We start from the raw sequence: 15,863 nt of genomic DNA, 5'->3' as shown, positions 1-15,863 counted from the left end.
GCCACAAACCTGGTCAAATTTTTGGGGGAAGCCTTGTCTCGTTTGTCGCGCCGTCGTCAGAGGCGTCTTCGGATAGCCGCCATCGCTGGTGGGTTCGCCGTCCTCCTGGCATCGATTGGCGGGGTCGTTGCGGTGGCGTTGTCGGGCCCCACCCCGCCTCCCGCGTCCGGGAAGGCATCCGAGTACTTGAAGAACCCGCCCACGCCGACGCTGGCCACGGCGCCGGACCCGAAGGTCATGCTTGCTGATATCAAGGCCACTATCGCGTCACCAAACCCGCTGGTTATTTCGGTGCTTGGAGACTCTACGAGCAATGAGCCCGGCGAATGGGTGGACCTGTATGCCCAGCACCTAGCCACGATTGGGACTGTTTCACTGCACTTCTGGGACCAGGACAAGTCCGAGTGGAGCCACACGGTCAAGACGTATCCGGGGCCGGATCGGAAGATCACCATTTGGAACGGGTCTATGGTGGGGGCATCGCAGGCGTTTGCCATTGAGAACGCCGCCACGCTGGTGCCGGAGCGCCCATCCTTCGTCATGTTGAACTACGGGCACAACTACGTCTCCGGGGGTTCCTCGGCTACGAGCTGGCGGCTGATGTCGATCATTGATGAGAAGTGGGGCAAGACGCCTGCTGCTGTCATGCTTCAGAACCCGTCGATTAATGCGCGGGCAGCGTACAGCGCCAACAGTGTCCTGGAGCTAAAGTTCTGGGCGCAGAGGTTCGGCTACCCGACTGTTGATCTGCAGTCGGCATTCACCAAGGCCGGCAACCTGAAGAATCTGCTCAAGAACAACATCGACCCCAACCCTGCGGGGTCCCGGTTATGGGCCGACAACGTTGTGAAGGTCGTCGGCCCGTAATGGTTCGGTCGTGTTTAGTCCTAAACTAGGGCCATGATTTTTCGGGGAAACACGTCATCATTGCCAAGCGGTTCATCTATGCGGCGGTCGCTTGCTTTACCGTCGCCGCATTTTGCTGGATCGAAGGTGGGACAGGCGGCGGCCCCGTGTATTCGCTGGCCGCCGCCTCCGCCTGATGATCGGCGTCATTTGCACCGCCGCTACCTTCACCGCCGACCTGGAACGGGCTGCACAGTCCCGGGCCGACGACGAGTGGATGTCCATCAAATAGCTAGTTCCCGATCTGCCGGGACAGCCAGTCCACCTGAATGGACGGGACGAACATGGAAGCGTCCGAGTGGTTGCCGGTGCCGACGTACTCGGTGACGCTCTTGGCGTAGGGCTGACCTTGTTGGCGAGGGCCACGCCGTTCTGTGCCGGGCGTACAGCGGTGTCACCGAACGAGTAGGACATCCAGACTGGAACCCCGCGGAACGCTGTTCCGTCCATGAGCATCGGGGCGTGGCCCACGGTCTTTGTTGCGTAGTCGGACCCGTCCCCGGCGATGCCGTACGCTGCCCGGACGCCGGCGGTGAAGCCGTTGGCGTGGACGTAGGAGAGGCTGCATACGGGCTGGTTGAGCATGAGCGCCGCGATGCCTGGGATGCGGTTATCAGCCACCGTCAGGAGCGCGCCGAGGCCGCCCATGGAGCCGCCCCACATGACAACCGGGCCGATGGCCCAACGGTCACGGATGTAGTTGTACACGGAGACAACGGCGTCCAGGAGTGACTGGTTGCCCCACTCGTCAGCCGGCGTGCCCACGGTGCTGGCGACGATGTAGCCGGCGTTGCTGAGGGCTGTGGCAACCGACTGGTGGTTGCCGGTGCCGGTGAGGCTGTGCTCGTTGCCGGTGGAGCCGTGGCAGAAGATCACCAGCGGGTACGGCACGCGGGAGTCGTGCCCTGCGGGGAAGGTGATGCGGGCGTTGTGGCTGCCGTGCGGCGCCGTCCAGATCGCTGTCCGAGCAGCCTTGGCTTCGATCTCTGCCGAGGGCGGCAGGGACGCGAACGCCTTGCGTGCACCGAGCGGCCTGACCGAGTGACCGGTGAGTGCGCGGCTGTCCGAGCAGAACACATAGAGGTTGTTCACCGCTGAGCTATTCTGCGCCCACTTCGCGTAGTACTCGGTGGCACCGCTGGCGGGGACGAGTGTTGCGGAGAGCGTCGTGCCGTCGCCAACAATCGTGACCGTCCATGTTCCCGCCGACCATGTGCCGAGGATGACGTTTCCCGCTGCGGGCGTGGTGGTCCCGGGGACGATGGGGTTTGTCAGGGCGAGGATGTCGCCATTCTGCGCGAACGAAAATCCGCGCACACCAGCAGCGCCAGCGGTCGGGATTGCCCCGGCCGCGTCAGAGTTGATGCCGACGATGAGGCTGCCGGAAGTCGGGGACGCGACGAGCTTGACCTGCGCGACCATGCGGAACTTACCCGTTGCCGTCACGGCGAACGAGTGGTTAGCTCCCGAACCCGAGCTGCCCGTGCCAGTGCTGTACATGCGAGCCACCGGAAACCTGCACGCCGGGTGTTGCGGGGGTCGTCCACGCGGTCAGGTTCGCCCATGCCTCAGTGAACGCGGGCCAGTCATCAAACTCGGCGCGGGCGCGTGCCACAGACTTCTGGCTGTCGAAGCTTGTCCGGGCGAGGGTGCGGTCACGCTGGACCTGGTAATCCTTGGAAAGTGCCATTAGGCCTCGTCCTCAATAGTGATGTCGTCAATTTGCCCGGTCGCGTCAAGCTTGATCACTGCCCGCTTGCCGGGGATCGTTGCACCGCTGGAGTTCTTCACGATGCCGGTCAGGTAATTGGCATGTTGTTCGGATCCAAATTTGGCACGTAAGTTGCCATACCCCGCCGGCAGGACCTAACACAGCCGCGTCATCAGTAGGAACTTGACGGTCCTGACCGTCGTCTTCCCGCTTGACCCAAGGTGCCCGACTCGAGACCCACAGTGGCCACACGATTCGTTACCTTTTTGTGATGTTACCCCTTTTCGTGGGTAGACTAGACGGTTCATTGCCGTCACCCAAGGAGGAAAGACCATTTCACGCGCCCGGCTGGATTCACTGACAGGACTGCGGTTCGTAGCCGCCATACTCGTGGTCCTGTACCACGCGTCAGTGACGCTGGTGCCCGAGATGTACCCGCTCGTGTCCATGGGGCAGACCGGCGTGACGTTCTTCTTCCTGCTGTCCGGGTTCGTGCTCGCCTGGTCTATGAACCCACAGACGACGAAGCAGCAGTTCTACTGGCGCCGGTTCGCCAGGATCTGGCCGCTGCACGCGCTCACGGCGCTGGCCGCCGTCGTCCTTGTTTTCGCAACGCAGGGGGACCAGTCGGTTCCCCAACTCCTTGCCTCCCTGCTTCTTGTTCAGGGATGGCTCGGCGACCAGCAGTGGGTCTATGCCTACAACGGGGTGTCGTGGTCGCTCTCGTGCGAAGCGTTCTTCTATGCGGTGTTCCCGTTCCTGGCGGTACGGCTTGCACGCCTTGAACCAGGGAACCTCTTCCGCGTGAGCGCGACGGTCTTCGTGGTCGCTGTGTCCTTCATATCCGTGCTGCTCGCGCTGGTCCCCGGCTTCGATTGGGGAGCCCTGTTCTACACGTTCCCCGCCTTCAGGATTGCGGAGTTCATTGTGGGCGTGTGCCTGGCCATCGCCATGCGGAAAGGCTGGAAGCCCAGGTTCGGCATCGGTGTCGGAGCGGCCGCGGCCATCGGTTCGTTTTTCATTCTCGAGGTCGTCGACGGCATCGCGCCCTGGCACACCGCGGGACAGCTGGCGGGTGCGCTCTGCATTCCCGGCTTCGCCCTGCTGATTGCTGCCTATGCGGACCGTGACCGCTGCGGAGGCCGACCCACCTTCGCCAGTTCCCCTGCCATAGTGAAACTGGGCGAATGGTCCTTCGCCCTCTACCTGGTCCACGAACTCGTACTCCGCACAGCCCTGGAACTCGGACCGGAAAGCCTTGCCCAGCGGGCCGCGTTCGCCGCCGTCGGAATTGCCATCTCCATCCCGCTTGCCGGCGCCGCCTACACCTTCTTCGAACGTCCCATCGAGGCCCGGCTCAGGAACGGGAGCTCCCGTGGCGGCCCCGTGGCGGACACGCGCCGGCCCGAGGAGACGCCCATCTTCACCGAACCGCAGGCCGAGCCGGCTACTTCTGGGGCATCTGCACGAGGTTGACGGTTCCTCCCAGCGTGTTACCGCAGGGGATGTACGCCCTTTGCCCGGAAGGTTCAAAGGCCATGGGATCTCCGAGGAAACAGACGGGCGCGGTCCCCACGACGGTGTTCGAGGCCAGGTCAATGACGTGGAGGATGCCGCCGGCGGGCGCCTTGCCGTCATGCCCGGCAATCGAGTAGCCCAGGGCTCCCGGCCGGTTCAGGTGCATCCGCCCTGCGTTGATGGCTGTCAAAAGCACCCGGGTCACCACTTTCTGCGTGGACAGATCCACCACAACAACGGCGTCGAAGCCGTTGATGTAGGCACGCGTCCCCGCCGAGTTGACGGTCACGTCATAGGTGAACCTGCCCACATTAATGACGGACTGCACCCGCCGGGCGCGGAGGTCGATGACCGTAAGCTGCCCGTCCGACAGGTTGACCGTATACGCGGTGGTCTCGGCGCGCTGGAGGCGGATATGGTCACGCCCACCGGCCGCCCTGCGGACTGGCCCTCGCCGTGCCCGCTGGCCATGGCCAGCAGCGCCGGCCACACGGCATCACCAGGTCCAGGCTCAGCAGCCCGGGCTGATCTGGACCGTGACGAAGACCGAGCACAAGACGATCATCACCCTCGTGGAAATCTCCCCGATCATGTCGCATCCCCTTCCTATTCCAGCCGCACTTCAGTGCCGGCGTTTGGGGCGGAGGTGATGGTGGCGGATCCGCCCACACTTTCTAGGCGGCCGGTGATGGAGACCCGGATCCCAGCCTGCGGTCGGGGACCAGCAGGAGGGCCAAAGCCGTTTCCGCTGTCACGGACGGTGACCCGAAACGTGTGCAATCCGCCCGCTGGGGCGCCCGGCAAGGTGCACGTCGCAGCGGTCCGCGTGCGGGTGGCGGCGGGCGTTGTTGACGGCCTCCGAGGCTGCCTCCATAACGGTACGGACGACGTCGGCCGGCAGGAGAAAGCGATCGGGCGAACCACAGGTGACGGGCACCTCCGGAACGTTAGTGCCGCCGTCGGCCGTGAACCGGATCTGGGCCGCCCGTTCGGTGAGTGTGGCCGCCGCGGCTTCAAAGTGCCCGGTTCCCTGCTGGTCCAGCTGCTGCAGTGCGCTGCGGGGCAGGCCGGCGCTTGCCGTCCGTTCCTCGGGTGACCCGGCACACACGCCGGTGAGCAGGGCGGTCATCACGCTGTCATGCAGCAGCCCGTCCAGCCGCAGGCGCTCATTGTTGAGCGCGGTTGCGGCGGAGGCCTCCCGGTAGCGGGAGATGGCGTCCTCGGCCGCGGCATCCGCGCTTTCTGCCGGAGAATGCCGATGCTGACGCAGATGATAAGGCCAGGCACCGTGGCGAACAGGGCATCTTCCAGCGCCACCAGCAGTGGTGCGGAGCAACCCTGCGGCGCCGTCCGTACGCTGACAAACACTGCACCGATGACGACGGCTTGGCCGCACCCTGCGCGGACGCCGGCACCAAACGCGCACATCGCGGCCCCGGCGTTGATCATGGCCGACCAGCCACGGTGCGCCAAAGCCATCCGGAACTGCGAAGGGAACGGCCAGGGGCCGGAACGCCATCCCGGCAAGGATCAGGCAGGCCAGGCCCTGGCAATCCGCACCGGGCCCATGCCACTGACCTACGCCGCGGTGAAGGCGGCCAGCAGCGCCAGGAAACCCCAGAGGGAGAGGATTTTCCACCAGCCGGCCGCGTGCGGCGACTGGGCGATTACTCGGCCGCTCGCCTGAAACAACAGAAGGAGCGCGTATGAGGCGATGCCGCGGGCCATTAGTTGGTGCGTCCTTCTCGCGGGCACTCCGGCCCGGTTGCTGTCAGCCGGTCCCAAGCGGCCCCAAGCTAAGTCCAAGGTTTCCTGTCTAGCCTCGGCCGCATGGGGAACCGGAATCTTGACCGTTTTCAACAGGGACAAACACGGCAACGCCGGCTCCGGGCCCTCTCCTATGCAGGACTGTGTCTTTTGGCCGTGCTGACCGCGGCGGTCGTGTGGATGGCGTTGACGCGCTGATGCCGTCCGGAACAGTTACGACCAGCCTTATGAATTCGAGGCGTTGGCTATGAAGGATCTTGGACACCCCCCGAAGCCATCTTCCGGCCGGCCTCATGAAGCTAAGCGCGGTAACAGAATCTTCGGGGCTTCGCTTTGCATTGTTTTTGTGCTGACGGCTGCAGCATGTCCCGGTGGGGCAGGGGCAGCAGCGGCAAAGTATGCGGACGATGTCGCCCGCGCCGCCGCGAGCGCTGAATCAAGGCTGCGGCAACCCCAGTCATGGCTGTTGCAAGGAAGAAAGGCCACCGACGAGACCAGCGAGCTCTCGCGTCTCCTGGCTAATCCTCCGGAAGGAACTGCGGGAGACTCCAACGTCCGTCAGGCAATCGAACGAGGGAGGGCTGTAGAAGAGTCGGCCGCGCAAGCCGATAAACTGGTGCCGCCCGTACAAGCCACAACCGCCAGGTATCTAGAAGATGCGGAAACGGCGGTAGCTGCCGGCGCGACAGTTCCCAGCCCAATCGAGGAAAATCAGGTGGCAGAAGCGGGCAAGACGGTTCTAAAAGACATTGTGTGCTCACTGGTTTTAGACCGCGTCGCCCCTGAAGAAAGGAGTTCACTCTCTGGAGAGCAGCTCACTTTCAACCAGCTCTCCGACACGTCTGAACAGGCCGTAACCAAGGAAGTGCAGCACAGGGCCGCCGCCCTGATCAGTCAGAGATTTTCGGCTGGCTTTCGCTGGGGCTACTACGGTGTCGAGCTGGTATCGAGTGCGGATAGGCACCTGGCTTCCATAAACCAGCAGGTGACCACTGGGAACTGGACGCTGACGGGGGAGTATGTCTTCGTGGTCAAGCACTGCCTCGCGCCTCCGAGCAGTTGAGGCACCGCCGGCTCGCCAGCTTTCCCAAACAGTGCTACCGGCCGAGGCACCGGGCACCGTCGTCGCGCCCGAGGCGGAACCAGCCACTACTCGGGCTCTGCACGGGGTGGCCGTTCCCTCTATAGCCCCGCTGGGGATGTACGCCTCGAGAAACCCAGCGTGCCCGCCCGGTTCGGGTGCAGCCGCCCGGCGTTGATTGCCGTCAACGGATCTGTCCACCACTTTCTGCGTGGACGGGTTGACCACAATCATGGAGTCGAAGGCGTTGATGCAGGCACGGGTCCCGCCGGGTTGACCGTCACGCCATATGAGAATCTGCCCCCATTGGTCACAGACTGTACCCGGCGGGGCGGAGGTCTCCCCGACGCTGTTTCTGCTGCAATGCAGTCGATGGCTGCTGATTCGCTTTGCGTCGTGGGCTTCCTAATTGCCATGGGTGGCTTCATAAAGCTCCCTTGTCCCCACTTCCGGTGACAAATCCGGCTGTTGGGCTGGCACACCGATCACCGCTCCGGGGCAGGCTGGCTAGCCTCTGAAAAGGCGCAAAGATTCCAACGGCGTTTGTGGGGGCCGCTGGACTCGTTGTTGTCCGAGGCGGACCGTTTCCAAATCTTGATCCAACATGCTGCATTCCTTCTCAGTAGGCGCCGATTCGTGCGGGTCGTGTCGCCGGATCACAACTGGAAGGTGTGGCCGCGATGACTATCTTTGAATACGCATCAGCACTGGCAGCAATGCTTGGATCTTTGGTTGCAGTCAGCGGTCTTTCCGCCGTGGATTATCCGGGCCAGATCCCGCGACTAAGCCCGGCCTTCCGCCAGCTCGCTTGCTAGATGCAGGACCCGCTGGCACACCGATTGAGGTCCCCTCAATCACCGGCGGATCTTTTTCGGGGCGCTGCCAACTTAGACTGCATCTGAGGCAGAGGTGACAGCAGCGCCTTCTGCAGCTCGTCGCTAACGCCTTCCGGAACATCCAGGTCGACGCCCATGGCCAACACCGACCGGCTGATGTAGTTCCGTGCAGCGGCCGCGAACGTAATATCGGCGATCTCCCTGTCGCTGAATCCGAAATCGCGGAGTTTTTGTGCATCGTTGTCCGTCATGGACGCCGCATCGGTGCTGAGCTTTAGCGCGTAGTCCATCATCGCCACCTCAGCCTCTGAAAGTCCGGCAGTGTGGAAGTCTCTGGCGATCGCAATCAACTCATCTTCGCCGAGCATGCTGAGCATCTTCTTCCCGTGGGCCAACCGGCAATGCGTCGACCCGATCCCCTGGGCGGCAGCCAGGGTAACCAGTTCGTACCGGCGGAGGCCCAAAGACGAGCTAATTGCCTTGATTAGAGACTCCCAGGCCATGTAGGCCTCCGGGTTCAGACTCATGGCCTTCGTATGGCTCGGCACGTAGCCGAGCGAGCGCCGGTCATCATCGTAAATTTCTGCCGTCAGCCCTGACGCCTCGGCTTCCGGCGTCATTTTCAGGATGGTCATGAGCGCTCCTCAGGGATCGGCGGCGGGAAACCGCTGCGGACGCGACGCCGCGCACAGCCACGGGTGGGGGGCCGTGATCCGACTAATTGTGGCCTTCGGGCCGTTGTTTGTAAACGACGCGCGCGCTGTCCATGAAACCCCTGGGCGGGCTTGATGGCTCAGGCTGAACCGGATCACGTCCTACTTGGCCGTGTACGCAGAACCCGTGGCTGCCGTGACCTTTCTCGGGCGCATCCCATCAAGGCCGGGCGCCGGGGCTCGAAAGCCAGCCCGGTGGCGGAGCGCCAAGCTGAGCAGACGCTGGCGGCCCCTGGGAAGTGAGGAGGACAAAGAAACGGCCGCTGCAACTCCAGGAGTTGCAGCGGCCGTTACTGGCCCAGGCTCCGCTTTGGAGGGATGCCGGTCAGGTCACGGGTGCCGTCGCCACGGAGGTTTTCGCCGCCGTCGTAAAGCCGGGCTTGGTCCCCGTCACCCTGACGCTGATCGCCTAGCCGGGGAGCATCGGCGTATAGGTGCTGTTGACTTCCCCGCTGAGCGGCATGCCGTTGGCGTATCACCGGTAGGTCAGGGTGACAGGTGCCGGTCCCCATGCCCCGGGCACGGCGGTGAGCACCGATCCCGCCGTCGGAGTGCCCGAGATGGTGGGAACGGGCGCCGTCAGTACCCCGGCCGCGACCGCGACCGTCACCGCACTGGTCTTGGTCGCCGTGGTGAAGCCGGACTTGGACCCCGTCACGGTGACTGTCAGGGTCTTGCCCAGCACTGCCGTCGACGGAGTGTACGTGCTTGCCGTGGCGCCGGTGATGGCGACACCGTTTGCCTTCCACTGGTACTTCAGGGTTACCGGTGCCGGGCTTCAGGTTCCCGGGACCGCGGTCAGAGTGTAGCCCACCTTGGCCGTTCCGGTGATCTTGGGGACCGGTGCAGTCAGGACAGGGTTGAGTGCCATGACAGTTCCGGTGGCCGCAGAGGTCTTGGTGGCCGTGGTGTAGCCGGTCTTGGTGCCCTCCACGGTGAACGTCAGTGCCTTGCCCACGTGGGCGGAGCTCGGCGGGTCAGCCCGACGAATGAGGCCCCCTCCAGAATTCATCTGGACGGGGCCTCATTCGCTATCGCCTGGGACTGCTCGCTAGATCACCTTGACGGTTGCCGCGGAAGTCTTAGCGACCGTGGTGTAGCCGGTCTTTGTCCCGGTGACGGTCACGGTCAATGACTTTCCGCGGACCGTCGTCGTGGGTTTGTAGGTGCTGGCGGTGGCGCCGGTGATGGCGACGCCGTTCGCTTTCCACTGGTACTTCAGAGCGACCGGTGCCGGTCCCCAAGTGCCTGGGACGGCCGTGAGGATTGAACCGACCTTGGCGGTGCCCCTGATGGTGGGCGCCGGTGCGGTCAGGATTCCCGCCGCGACCCTGGCCGTTGCCGCGCTGGTCTTAGCAACCGTGGTGTAGCCGGCCTTGGATCCAGTAACGGTGACGGTCAGGGTTTTGCCCAAGACGGTTGCTGCCGGCTTGTAGGTGCTGGCGGTAGCGCCGGTGATGGCGACGCCGTTCGCTTTCCACTGGTACTTCAGGGTAACCGGCGCCGGTCCCCAGGTGCCTGCCGCGGTAAGGGTAGATCCGACCCGGAGCGTACCCCTGATGGTGACCGCTGGTGCGGTCAGGGTGCCCGCGGTGACCTTGGCCGTTGCTGCAGTGGTTTTGGCCACCGAAGTGTAGCCCGCCTTGGTTCCGGTCACGGTGACGGTCAGGACTTTTCCTAGGTCCGTTGCCGTGGGTTTGTAGGTGCTGGCGGTGGCGCCGGTGATGGCGGTGCCGTTCGCTTTCCACTGGTAGGTCAGGGTGACCGGTGCCGGTTCCCAGGTGCCCGGGTTCGCGGTGAGGGTTGAGCCCACAGCGGCGGTCCCGGTGATGGTGGGAACCGGGGCGGTGAGGGTGCCGGCGGCAACGGCGGCGGTAGCCGCCGATGTCTTAGCCTCGCTGGTGTAGCCGTCCTTGGTTCCTGTCACGGTGACGGTCAGGGTTTTGCCGGTGTCCGTCGTCGTGGGTTTGTAGGTGCTGGCGGTGGCGCCGGTGATGGCGGTGCCGTTCGCTTTCCACTGGTAGGCCAGGGTGACCGGTGCCGGTTCCCAGGTGCCCGGGTTCGCGGTGAGGGTTGAGCTCACAGCGGCGGTCCCGGTGATGGTGGGAACCGGGGCGGTGAGGGTGCCGGCGGCAACGGCGGCGGTAGCCGCCGATGTCTTAGCCTCGCTGGTGTAGCCGTCCTTGGTTCCTGTCACGGTGACGGTCAGGGTTTTGCCGGTGTCCGTCGTCGTGGGTTTGTAGGTGCTGGCGGTGGCGCCGGTGATGGCGGTGCCGTTCGCTTTCCACTGGTAGGCCAGGGTGACCGGTGCCGGTTCCCAGGTGCCCGGGTTCGCGGTGAGGGTTGAGCCCACAGCGGCGGTCCCGGTGATGGTGGGAACCGGGGCGGTGAGGGTGCCGGCGGCAACGGCGGCGGTAGCCGCCGATGTCTTAGCCTCGCTGGTGTAGCCGTCCTTGGTTCCTGTCACGGTGACGGTCAGGGTTTTGCCGGTGTCCGTCGTCGTGGGTTTGTAGGTGCTGGCGGTAGCGCCGGTGATGGCGGTGCCGTCAGCTTTCCACTGGTAGGCCAGGATGACCGGTGCCGGTTCCCAGGTGCCCGGGTTCGCGGTGAGGGTTGAGCCCACAGCGGCGGTCCCGGTGACGGTGGGAACCGGGGCGGTGAGGGCAGGACGTACCGCTGCCCAGGACAAATCGTACGCCGTGGCGCTGCCGCTGACGACCGTCACGTGGCTTGCTGAGGCTTCGGCGGCGGTGTTGCCCGAGTAGAGATCCCCGTCCACCCAGCCACGCACGCGAAGAACGTACTTCCCGGATGTCAGTCCGGTGACGCTGTACTTGCCCGCGGCATCCGTCATACCGCCGCGCGTGACCAGCGAGCCGTCGGTTGTGTAGGCCTGGACGTAGAGGTTGGCCGCTGGCTTTCCAGCCTTGTCCAGTACCGTGCCGCCGACTGATCCGCCCGCAGACAAGGCCGCATTGATATTCGGTACGGACTGCCCAACGGTGAGCTGGATCAGCTGAGCTTGGCCGATGCCCGCAGATTCGGGTTTGTTCTGGTAGAACTGCGCTTCTTCCTGGGAGTATCCGCTTGAGCGGTTGAAGGCCACCTTGTAAGAACCTGCCGCAAGCCCGACCACACTATAATTGCCGGACCCGTCGGTGTACTCGTTTTTCACGACCTTTCCAGTTACGTCCAGGACCGACAGCGGGTAGCCGTACGTGTTCACGCCGGAGACCTTTCCGGCGATGGATGCACCTGTCACCACGGTCAAGTCCGCACCGGTGATATTCTGCTCCGCTACAACCGCCCTGGCAGTAGCAGTATCAAATGAGGATCCGCCGAACCATCCATCGACGGCACGACTGCGAAGTCCGAAAAACTGCAGCTTATAGGTACCGGGCTCCAGGCCAACCAACGTGTAGGAACCATCGGCCAGCACGGAGCTGCGGGCCGCCGCGGCCTCAGGGGATCCGGACTTGAAGGCACCGACCTGGGCAGCACCCAGCGAGACGCCATCAGGGGCTGTGATTTTTCCACTGATCGTGGCGCCTCTGACCAGCGTCGCATCAATGGAGGCTACGCTCTGGCCGTCTGCCACTGTGACGAGCGCTGCTGCTTCCATGGACGAGGCGTTGCTGTACCACTGCTGCAGGACTGCCGAGGTATAGGCAAAGAACTGCACTTTGTAGCTACCGGCCTTCAGCCCCCGCAGCAGGTAGCTGCCGTCAGGGCCGAAGTAGGCGGATTTTGCCACGGTCTTATCGCTCTTGTACACGACGACTGCGCCGTAACTTCCTGCACCCGCCGGCACCGTAACCTTGCCGCTGATGCTCGCGCCCTGGGCCAGAACCGCGTCCACGCCCGTGCGGCCCTGTCCGGCAGTCAAAGTGATGGGAGTCGCCTCGGCCTGCGTCTTAGCATCGTCGTACCACTCGTCCAAAGCGCCGGACTCACCGCCGCTATAGAGCACCTTATAGGTGCCCGCCGGCAGTCCCTTGACCACGTACGTACCATCTGCGTTCACGGGGAACGATCTCGTTGCCGGGCCTTCGTCCCTGCTGGCGGAGACGTTGACGCGGGTCAGATCGACACCTGAGGGCGCGCTGATCTTTCCGCTGATAGTGGCGCCCTTGACCAAGGTCACGTTGAGATCCGCCAGGTCCTGGCTTGCCCTGACGGCGACGGTCGCAGCAGTCTGCCACGATTCTCCGCCTCCATGCCAGGCGTCCAGCGCCCCGGAGGCGCCCCCGTTGAACTGGATCTTGTAGTTTCCTTCCCGAAGGCCGCCGATCCTGTAGCTGCCGTCGGTTGCTACCCGCGCGTATCCTGCATACGATCCGCCGTCTGCTTCGAGCAACGACACGGTGATGTCGGAGACGGAAACCCCATCGGGCGCTGTGACCTTGCCGCTGAGGCTTGCACCCTTCACGAGTACGGCGTCAGCGTTGGCTACGGCCTGGCCGTCGGTGATGGCGACGGCGGTGGCCGTGCTGAAGGTCAGCCCGCCCCCGTACCACTGGTCTAGCGCCCCGGAACTACCCGAGCTGAACTGCACCTTATAGGATCCGGCCTGCAACCCGCCGACTTTGTAGGAACCATCCGCTGCGACAGAGGAGTAGCCGGCGTAGTCCATGGCGCCACTGCTGTGGTAGGCGGTGACCCACACGGCTGTCAGGTCAACGCCTGCAGCAGCGCTGATTTTTCCGCTGATGGACGCCCCGTTCTTCAGGTCAGCGTCGATTCCAGTCACGTCCTGGCTGGCGGTGACAGTGACGGGAGTGGCGGACTCAAATGCCGACGCTCCTGAGTACCACTGATCGAGAGTGCCAAGGGCGTACCCGCTGAACTGAACTTTGTACGTGCCGGCAGGCAGCCCCCGAATGGTATATTTGCCGCTCCGGTCCACCTGTGTGTAGAACCAGGAAGAACCGTCCAGGCTTCGGACCTGCACGCTGACGCCGCCCAGGTCCACGCCGGCGGGTGCTGTAACTGTTCCGCTGATCGATGCACCCTTCACCAGAGTTGCGTCGATGCCGGTGAGGTGCTGGCCTGCGGCAAGCGTGACGGGAGTGGCCGTTTCGAAGGACGGTGCATTGGCATGCCACTGGTCGAGCGTGCCCGCGCCGCTTCCGCTGAACTTAACCTTGTACGCGCCTGCGGGCAGGCCGCGCACCACGTAGCTTCCGTCGTAGTTGACCGACCCCGAAAACGAGGAGGAATTATCCGTGGTCGATACGTTTACGTAGACAGAGGTCAGATCGGTTCCCGCGGGGGCCGCTACGTTGCCGCTGATCGAGGCGCCCTCAACGAGTGCTGCATCGATGCCCGTGAGGTCCTGACCCTCGGCAAGAATGACGGGGGTTGCACTTTCAGATGAGGAGGCTCCCGAGTACCACTGAGTGAGGGTGCCGGAGTTGTACCCACTGAACCGCACCTTATAGCTGCCCGCGGCCAGGCCTCTCAAGGTGTAGCTGCCGTTGAACTCAACATTGCCGTTGGACCAGGAGGAGCCGTCGGAACTTTGGACACTGACGCTTAAGGAGTTCAGGTCCACGCCGGCGGGGGCGGTGACAGTTCCGCTGATCGAGGCACCCTTCACCAGCGTTGCGTCGACGCTGGCGAGGTCCTGGCCTTCGGCCAAGGTGACTGGCGTGGCTGTTTCGGCCGAGGCGGCTCCGGAGTACCACTGTTCCAGGGCGCCCGAATAGCTGCCGCTGAACCGGACCTTGTAGCTCCCGGACGGGAGTCCGCGCACCAGGTAGGTGCCGTCTGCGCCGATGCGTCCGGACGAATACTGCTTGCCGGAGCCCGAATGGACGCTCACGGTGACGTATCCGAGTTCAACACCGGCCGCTGCCGTGAGGTGGCCGCTGATTGAGGCCCCCTTGACCAATGTGGCATCCACTTGGCCAAGGTCCAGCCCGGCCGTGAGGTTGATGACCGTGGCGGTGTCGGAGGAAGCTGCACCTGGGTGCCACTGTTCCAGCGCGCCGGAGTTGTAGCCGCTGAATTGGACTTTGTAGCTGCCGGCGGAAAGGTCCCCGACCGTGTAGCTGCCGTCAGCCTGAACTTGCGCGGACCCGGCGTAGTTGCCCCCGCTGTCTGCCCGGTAGAGCTGCACCTGAACGGACGCCAGATCGACGCCGGCGGGTGCCGTAACCTGTCCGCTGATGGAAGCTGCCTTGATCAACGTGTCGTCGATGCCAGTGAGATCCTGGCCGGAGTCGACGCTGACCGGGGTAGCCGTTTCGAAGGTGGCGGCCCCGGAGTACCACTGTTTTGCAGCGCCGGAATTGTACGTATTGAACTCCAGCTTGTAAGTGCCCGCGGGAAGACCGCGTACTGCGTAGTTGCCGTCGGGGCTGATCTGTCCATATCCGGAGTAGGAATGCTGCGCTGCCTTGTGGACTGAAATGCTCACCGAGGCCAGGTCCACGCCGGCAGGCGCCGTCACCTTTCCGCTGATCGAAGCTCCTTTGACGAGGACGGCGTTGATGCCGGTGCGGTCCTCTTCCGCCGTGAGTACGACGGCGGTGGCGGTGTCGGACGAGACTGCCCCGCCATACCACTGCTCCAAGGCTCCAGAACTGTTCGCGATGAACTGGATTTTGTAGCTGCCCGCGGCAAGACCGGTGAACTTGTAGCTTCCGTCTTCGCCCACCGAGGCCCAGCGGGACCCGCCATAACCGCCCGCGCCGTGCGCGTAGACGCTTACAGCCTTGATGTCGACCCCAACCGGAGCTGTGATGCGGCCGCTGATTGATGCCCCCTTGGCCAGGACAACGTCGATGCCAGTGAGCTGCTGCCCGGCTTCGACAGTCAATGCGGTGGCTGAGCCCTGATCATTTCCGCCGTACCACTGAGGAACCGACGTGTTGGTGTAATCGGAGAACCACAGTTTGTACGATCCGGCCGCAAGGCCGCTGGCGCTGTAGACACCTTCGGCAGTCGGATAGACGGTGGTCACGTACTCACCCGTGGGAGTGGCAGCGTAGACATGGATTGCCGTGGTGCCGGCGTCTGCACCGGGCGGGACGGCGACGTGTCCGCTGATGGACGCGTCGGACAGGTCCGCCGCGTTGGCAGGCACCAGCCCCGAAACTATGAGTGCCGAAAGAACCGATAACAATAACGCGATCCGTAAATGGAATCGCCTGCTCTTAACGAGCATTTCTACCCCCCATGGGTTAGCAAACGGACCGGCCGCTACTTTAAATTGTCAAAGAACGCCTCAGTCTAACCGTCGATTAATATTTCCCCAACGCGTTAGTAAAGATGCTGGACATACAAGAGTCTTTTAGTGATCAGGCCGAAAGCCGCCGAACGGCTAT

12 protein-coding genes are annotated in these 15,863 nt (G+C 63.8%); 3 read left to right on the top strand and 9 right to left on the bottom strand.

The annotated features are described in order from the left end of the window. The first annotated feature begins 186 nt into the window (after positions 1-186). Positions 187-867: a hypothetical protein gene (locus ABRP34_RS08800; RefSeq protein ID WP_353712924.1), complete on the top strand. Its 681-nt coding sequence runs from the start codon at positions 187-189 to the stop codon at positions 865-867. Between the two features lie 96 nt (positions 868-963). On the opposite strand, the gene ABRP34_RS08795 is transcribed toward ABRP34_RS08800, so the two are convergent. Both ABRP34_RS08795 and ABRP34_RS08790 read right to left on the bottom strand, forming a co-directional pair. Beyond that, complete coding sequence (locus tag ABRP34_RS08795) at positions 964-2,406, bottom strand: hypothetical protein (protein ID WP_353712923.1); 1,443 nt, start codon at positions 2,404-2,406, stop codon at positions 964-966. Next, on the bottom strand, positions 2,366-2,596 hold the full coding sequence (locus ABRP34_RS08790; RefSeq protein ID WP_353712922.1) for a hypothetical protein: 231 nt from the start codon (positions 2,594-2,596) through the stop codon (positions 2,366-2,368). The genes ABRP34_RS08795 and ABRP34_RS08790 overlap by 41 nt, the downstream gene beginning before the upstream one ends. Positions 2,597-3,007: 411 nt before the next feature. Here ABRP34_RS08790 and ABRP34_RS08785 point away from each other — a divergent pair, with 411 nt between their 5' ends. Then, positions 3,008-4,093, top strand: coding sequence for an acyltransferase (locus ABRP34_RS08785; RefSeq protein WP_353712921.1), 1,086 nt, complete (start codon positions 3,008-3,010; stop codon positions 4,091-4,093). Here the strand turns inward: ABRP34_RS08785 and ABRP34_RS08780 are convergent. The 3 genes from ABRP34_RS08780 to ABRP34_RS08770 all read right to left on the bottom strand — a co-directional run bounded on the left by ABRP34_RS08780 (position 4,065) and on the right by ABRP34_RS08770 (position 5,863). Continuing rightward, the gene (locus ABRP34_RS08780; protein WP_353712920.1) at positions 4,065-4,625 is read right to left on the bottom strand and encodes a hypothetical protein; all 561 of its coding nucleotides are present in this window, start codon (positions 4,623-4,625) and stop codon (positions 4,065-4,067) included. The two genes, ABRP34_RS08785 and ABRP34_RS08780, sit on opposite strands and share 29 nt — an antisense overlap. Before the next feature lie 261 nt (positions 4,626-4,886). After that, positions 4,887-5,264, bottom strand: a complete 378-nt coding sequence (locus tag ABRP34_RS08775; protein WP_353712919.1) for a hypothetical protein — start codon at positions 5,262-5,264, stop codon at positions 4,887-4,889. Positions 5,265-5,713: 449 nt separating this feature from the next. Then, positions 5,714-5,863: a hypothetical protein gene (locus ABRP34_RS08770; protein WP_353712918.1), complete on the bottom strand. Its 150-nt coding sequence runs from the start codon at positions 5,861-5,863 to the stop codon at positions 5,714-5,716. A 286-nt stretch (positions 5,864-6,149) separates the two neighbouring features. Here ABRP34_RS08770 and ABRP34_RS08765 point away from each other — a divergent pair, with 286 nt between their 5' ends. Then, positions 6,150-6,965, top strand: a complete 816-nt coding sequence (locus ABRP34_RS08765) for a hypothetical protein (RefSeq protein WP_353712917.1) — start codon at positions 6,150-6,152, stop codon at positions 6,963-6,965. An 868-nt stretch (positions 6,966-7,833) separates the two neighbouring features. On the opposite strand, the gene ABRP34_RS08760 is transcribed toward ABRP34_RS08765, so the two are convergent. The 4 genes from ABRP34_RS08760 to ABRP34_RS08745 form a co-directional block, all read right to left on the bottom strand. Beyond that, entirely contained in the window at positions 7,834-8,454 is a 621-nt protein-coding gene (locus tag ABRP34_RS08760; protein ID WP_353712916.1) for a carboxymuconolactone decarboxylase family protein, read from the bottom strand. A 553-nt stretch (positions 8,455-9,007) separates the two neighbouring features. Further along, entirely contained in the window at positions 9,008-9,217 is a 210-nt protein-coding gene (locus ABRP34_RS08755; RefSeq protein ID WP_353712915.1) for a hypothetical protein, read from the bottom strand. 93 nt (positions 9,218-9,310) lie between these two features. Continuing rightward, positions 9,311-9,544 (bottom strand): hypothetical protein, encoded by a 234-nt coding sequence (locus ABRP34_RS08750; protein ID WP_353712914.1) that lies wholly within the window; start codon positions 9,542-9,544, stop codon positions 9,311-9,313. A 39-nt stretch (positions 9,545-9,583) separates the two neighbouring features. Next, positions 9,584-15,622, bottom strand: coding sequence for a carboxypeptidase regulatory-like domain-containing protein (locus ABRP34_RS08745; RefSeq protein ID WP_353712913.1), 6,039 nt, complete (start codon positions 15,620-15,622; stop codon positions 9,584-9,586). Positions 15,623-15,863: the final 241 nt, after the last annotated feature.

Source organism: Arthrobacter sp. K5 (assembly GCF_040448525.1).
Classification (GTDB): Bacteria; Actinomycetota; Actinomycetes; order Actinomycetales; family Micrococcaceae; genus Arthrobacter; species Arthrobacter globiformis.
This window is presented reverse-complemented; position numbering and strand designations above follow the sequence as displayed.

Bases quoted from the DNA above. Each gene is read 5' to 3' on its own strand.
- ABRP34_RS08775 (WP_353712919.1), bottom strand. From the start codon at position 5,264: ATGACCGCCCTGCTCACCGGCGTGTGTGCCGGGTCACCCGAGGAACGG.
- ABRP34_RS08790 (WP_353712922.1), bottom strand. From the start codon at position 2,596: ATGGCACTTTCCAAGGATTACCAGGTCCAGCGTGACCGCACCCTCGCC.
- ABRP34_RS08795 (WP_353712923.1), bottom strand. From the start codon at position 2,406: ATGTACAGCACTGGCACGGGCAGCTCGGGTTCGGGAGCTAACCACTCG.
- ABRP34_RS08770 (WP_353712918.1), bottom strand. From the start codon at position 5,863: ATGGCCCGCGGCATCGCCTCATACGCGCTCCTTCTGTTGTTTCAGGCG.
- ABRP34_RS08760 (WP_353712916.1), bottom strand. From the start codon at position 8,454: ATGACCATCCTGAAAATGACGCCGGAAGCCGAGGCGTCAGGGCTGACG.
- ABRP34_RS08750 (WP_353712914.1), bottom strand. From the start codon at position 9,544: ATGAATTCTGGAGGGGGCCTCATTCGTCGGGCTGACCCGCCGAGCTCC.
- ABRP34_RS08765 (WP_353712917.1), top strand. From the start codon at position 6,150: ATGAAGGATCTTGGACACCCCCCGAAGCCATCTTCCGGCCGGCCTCAT.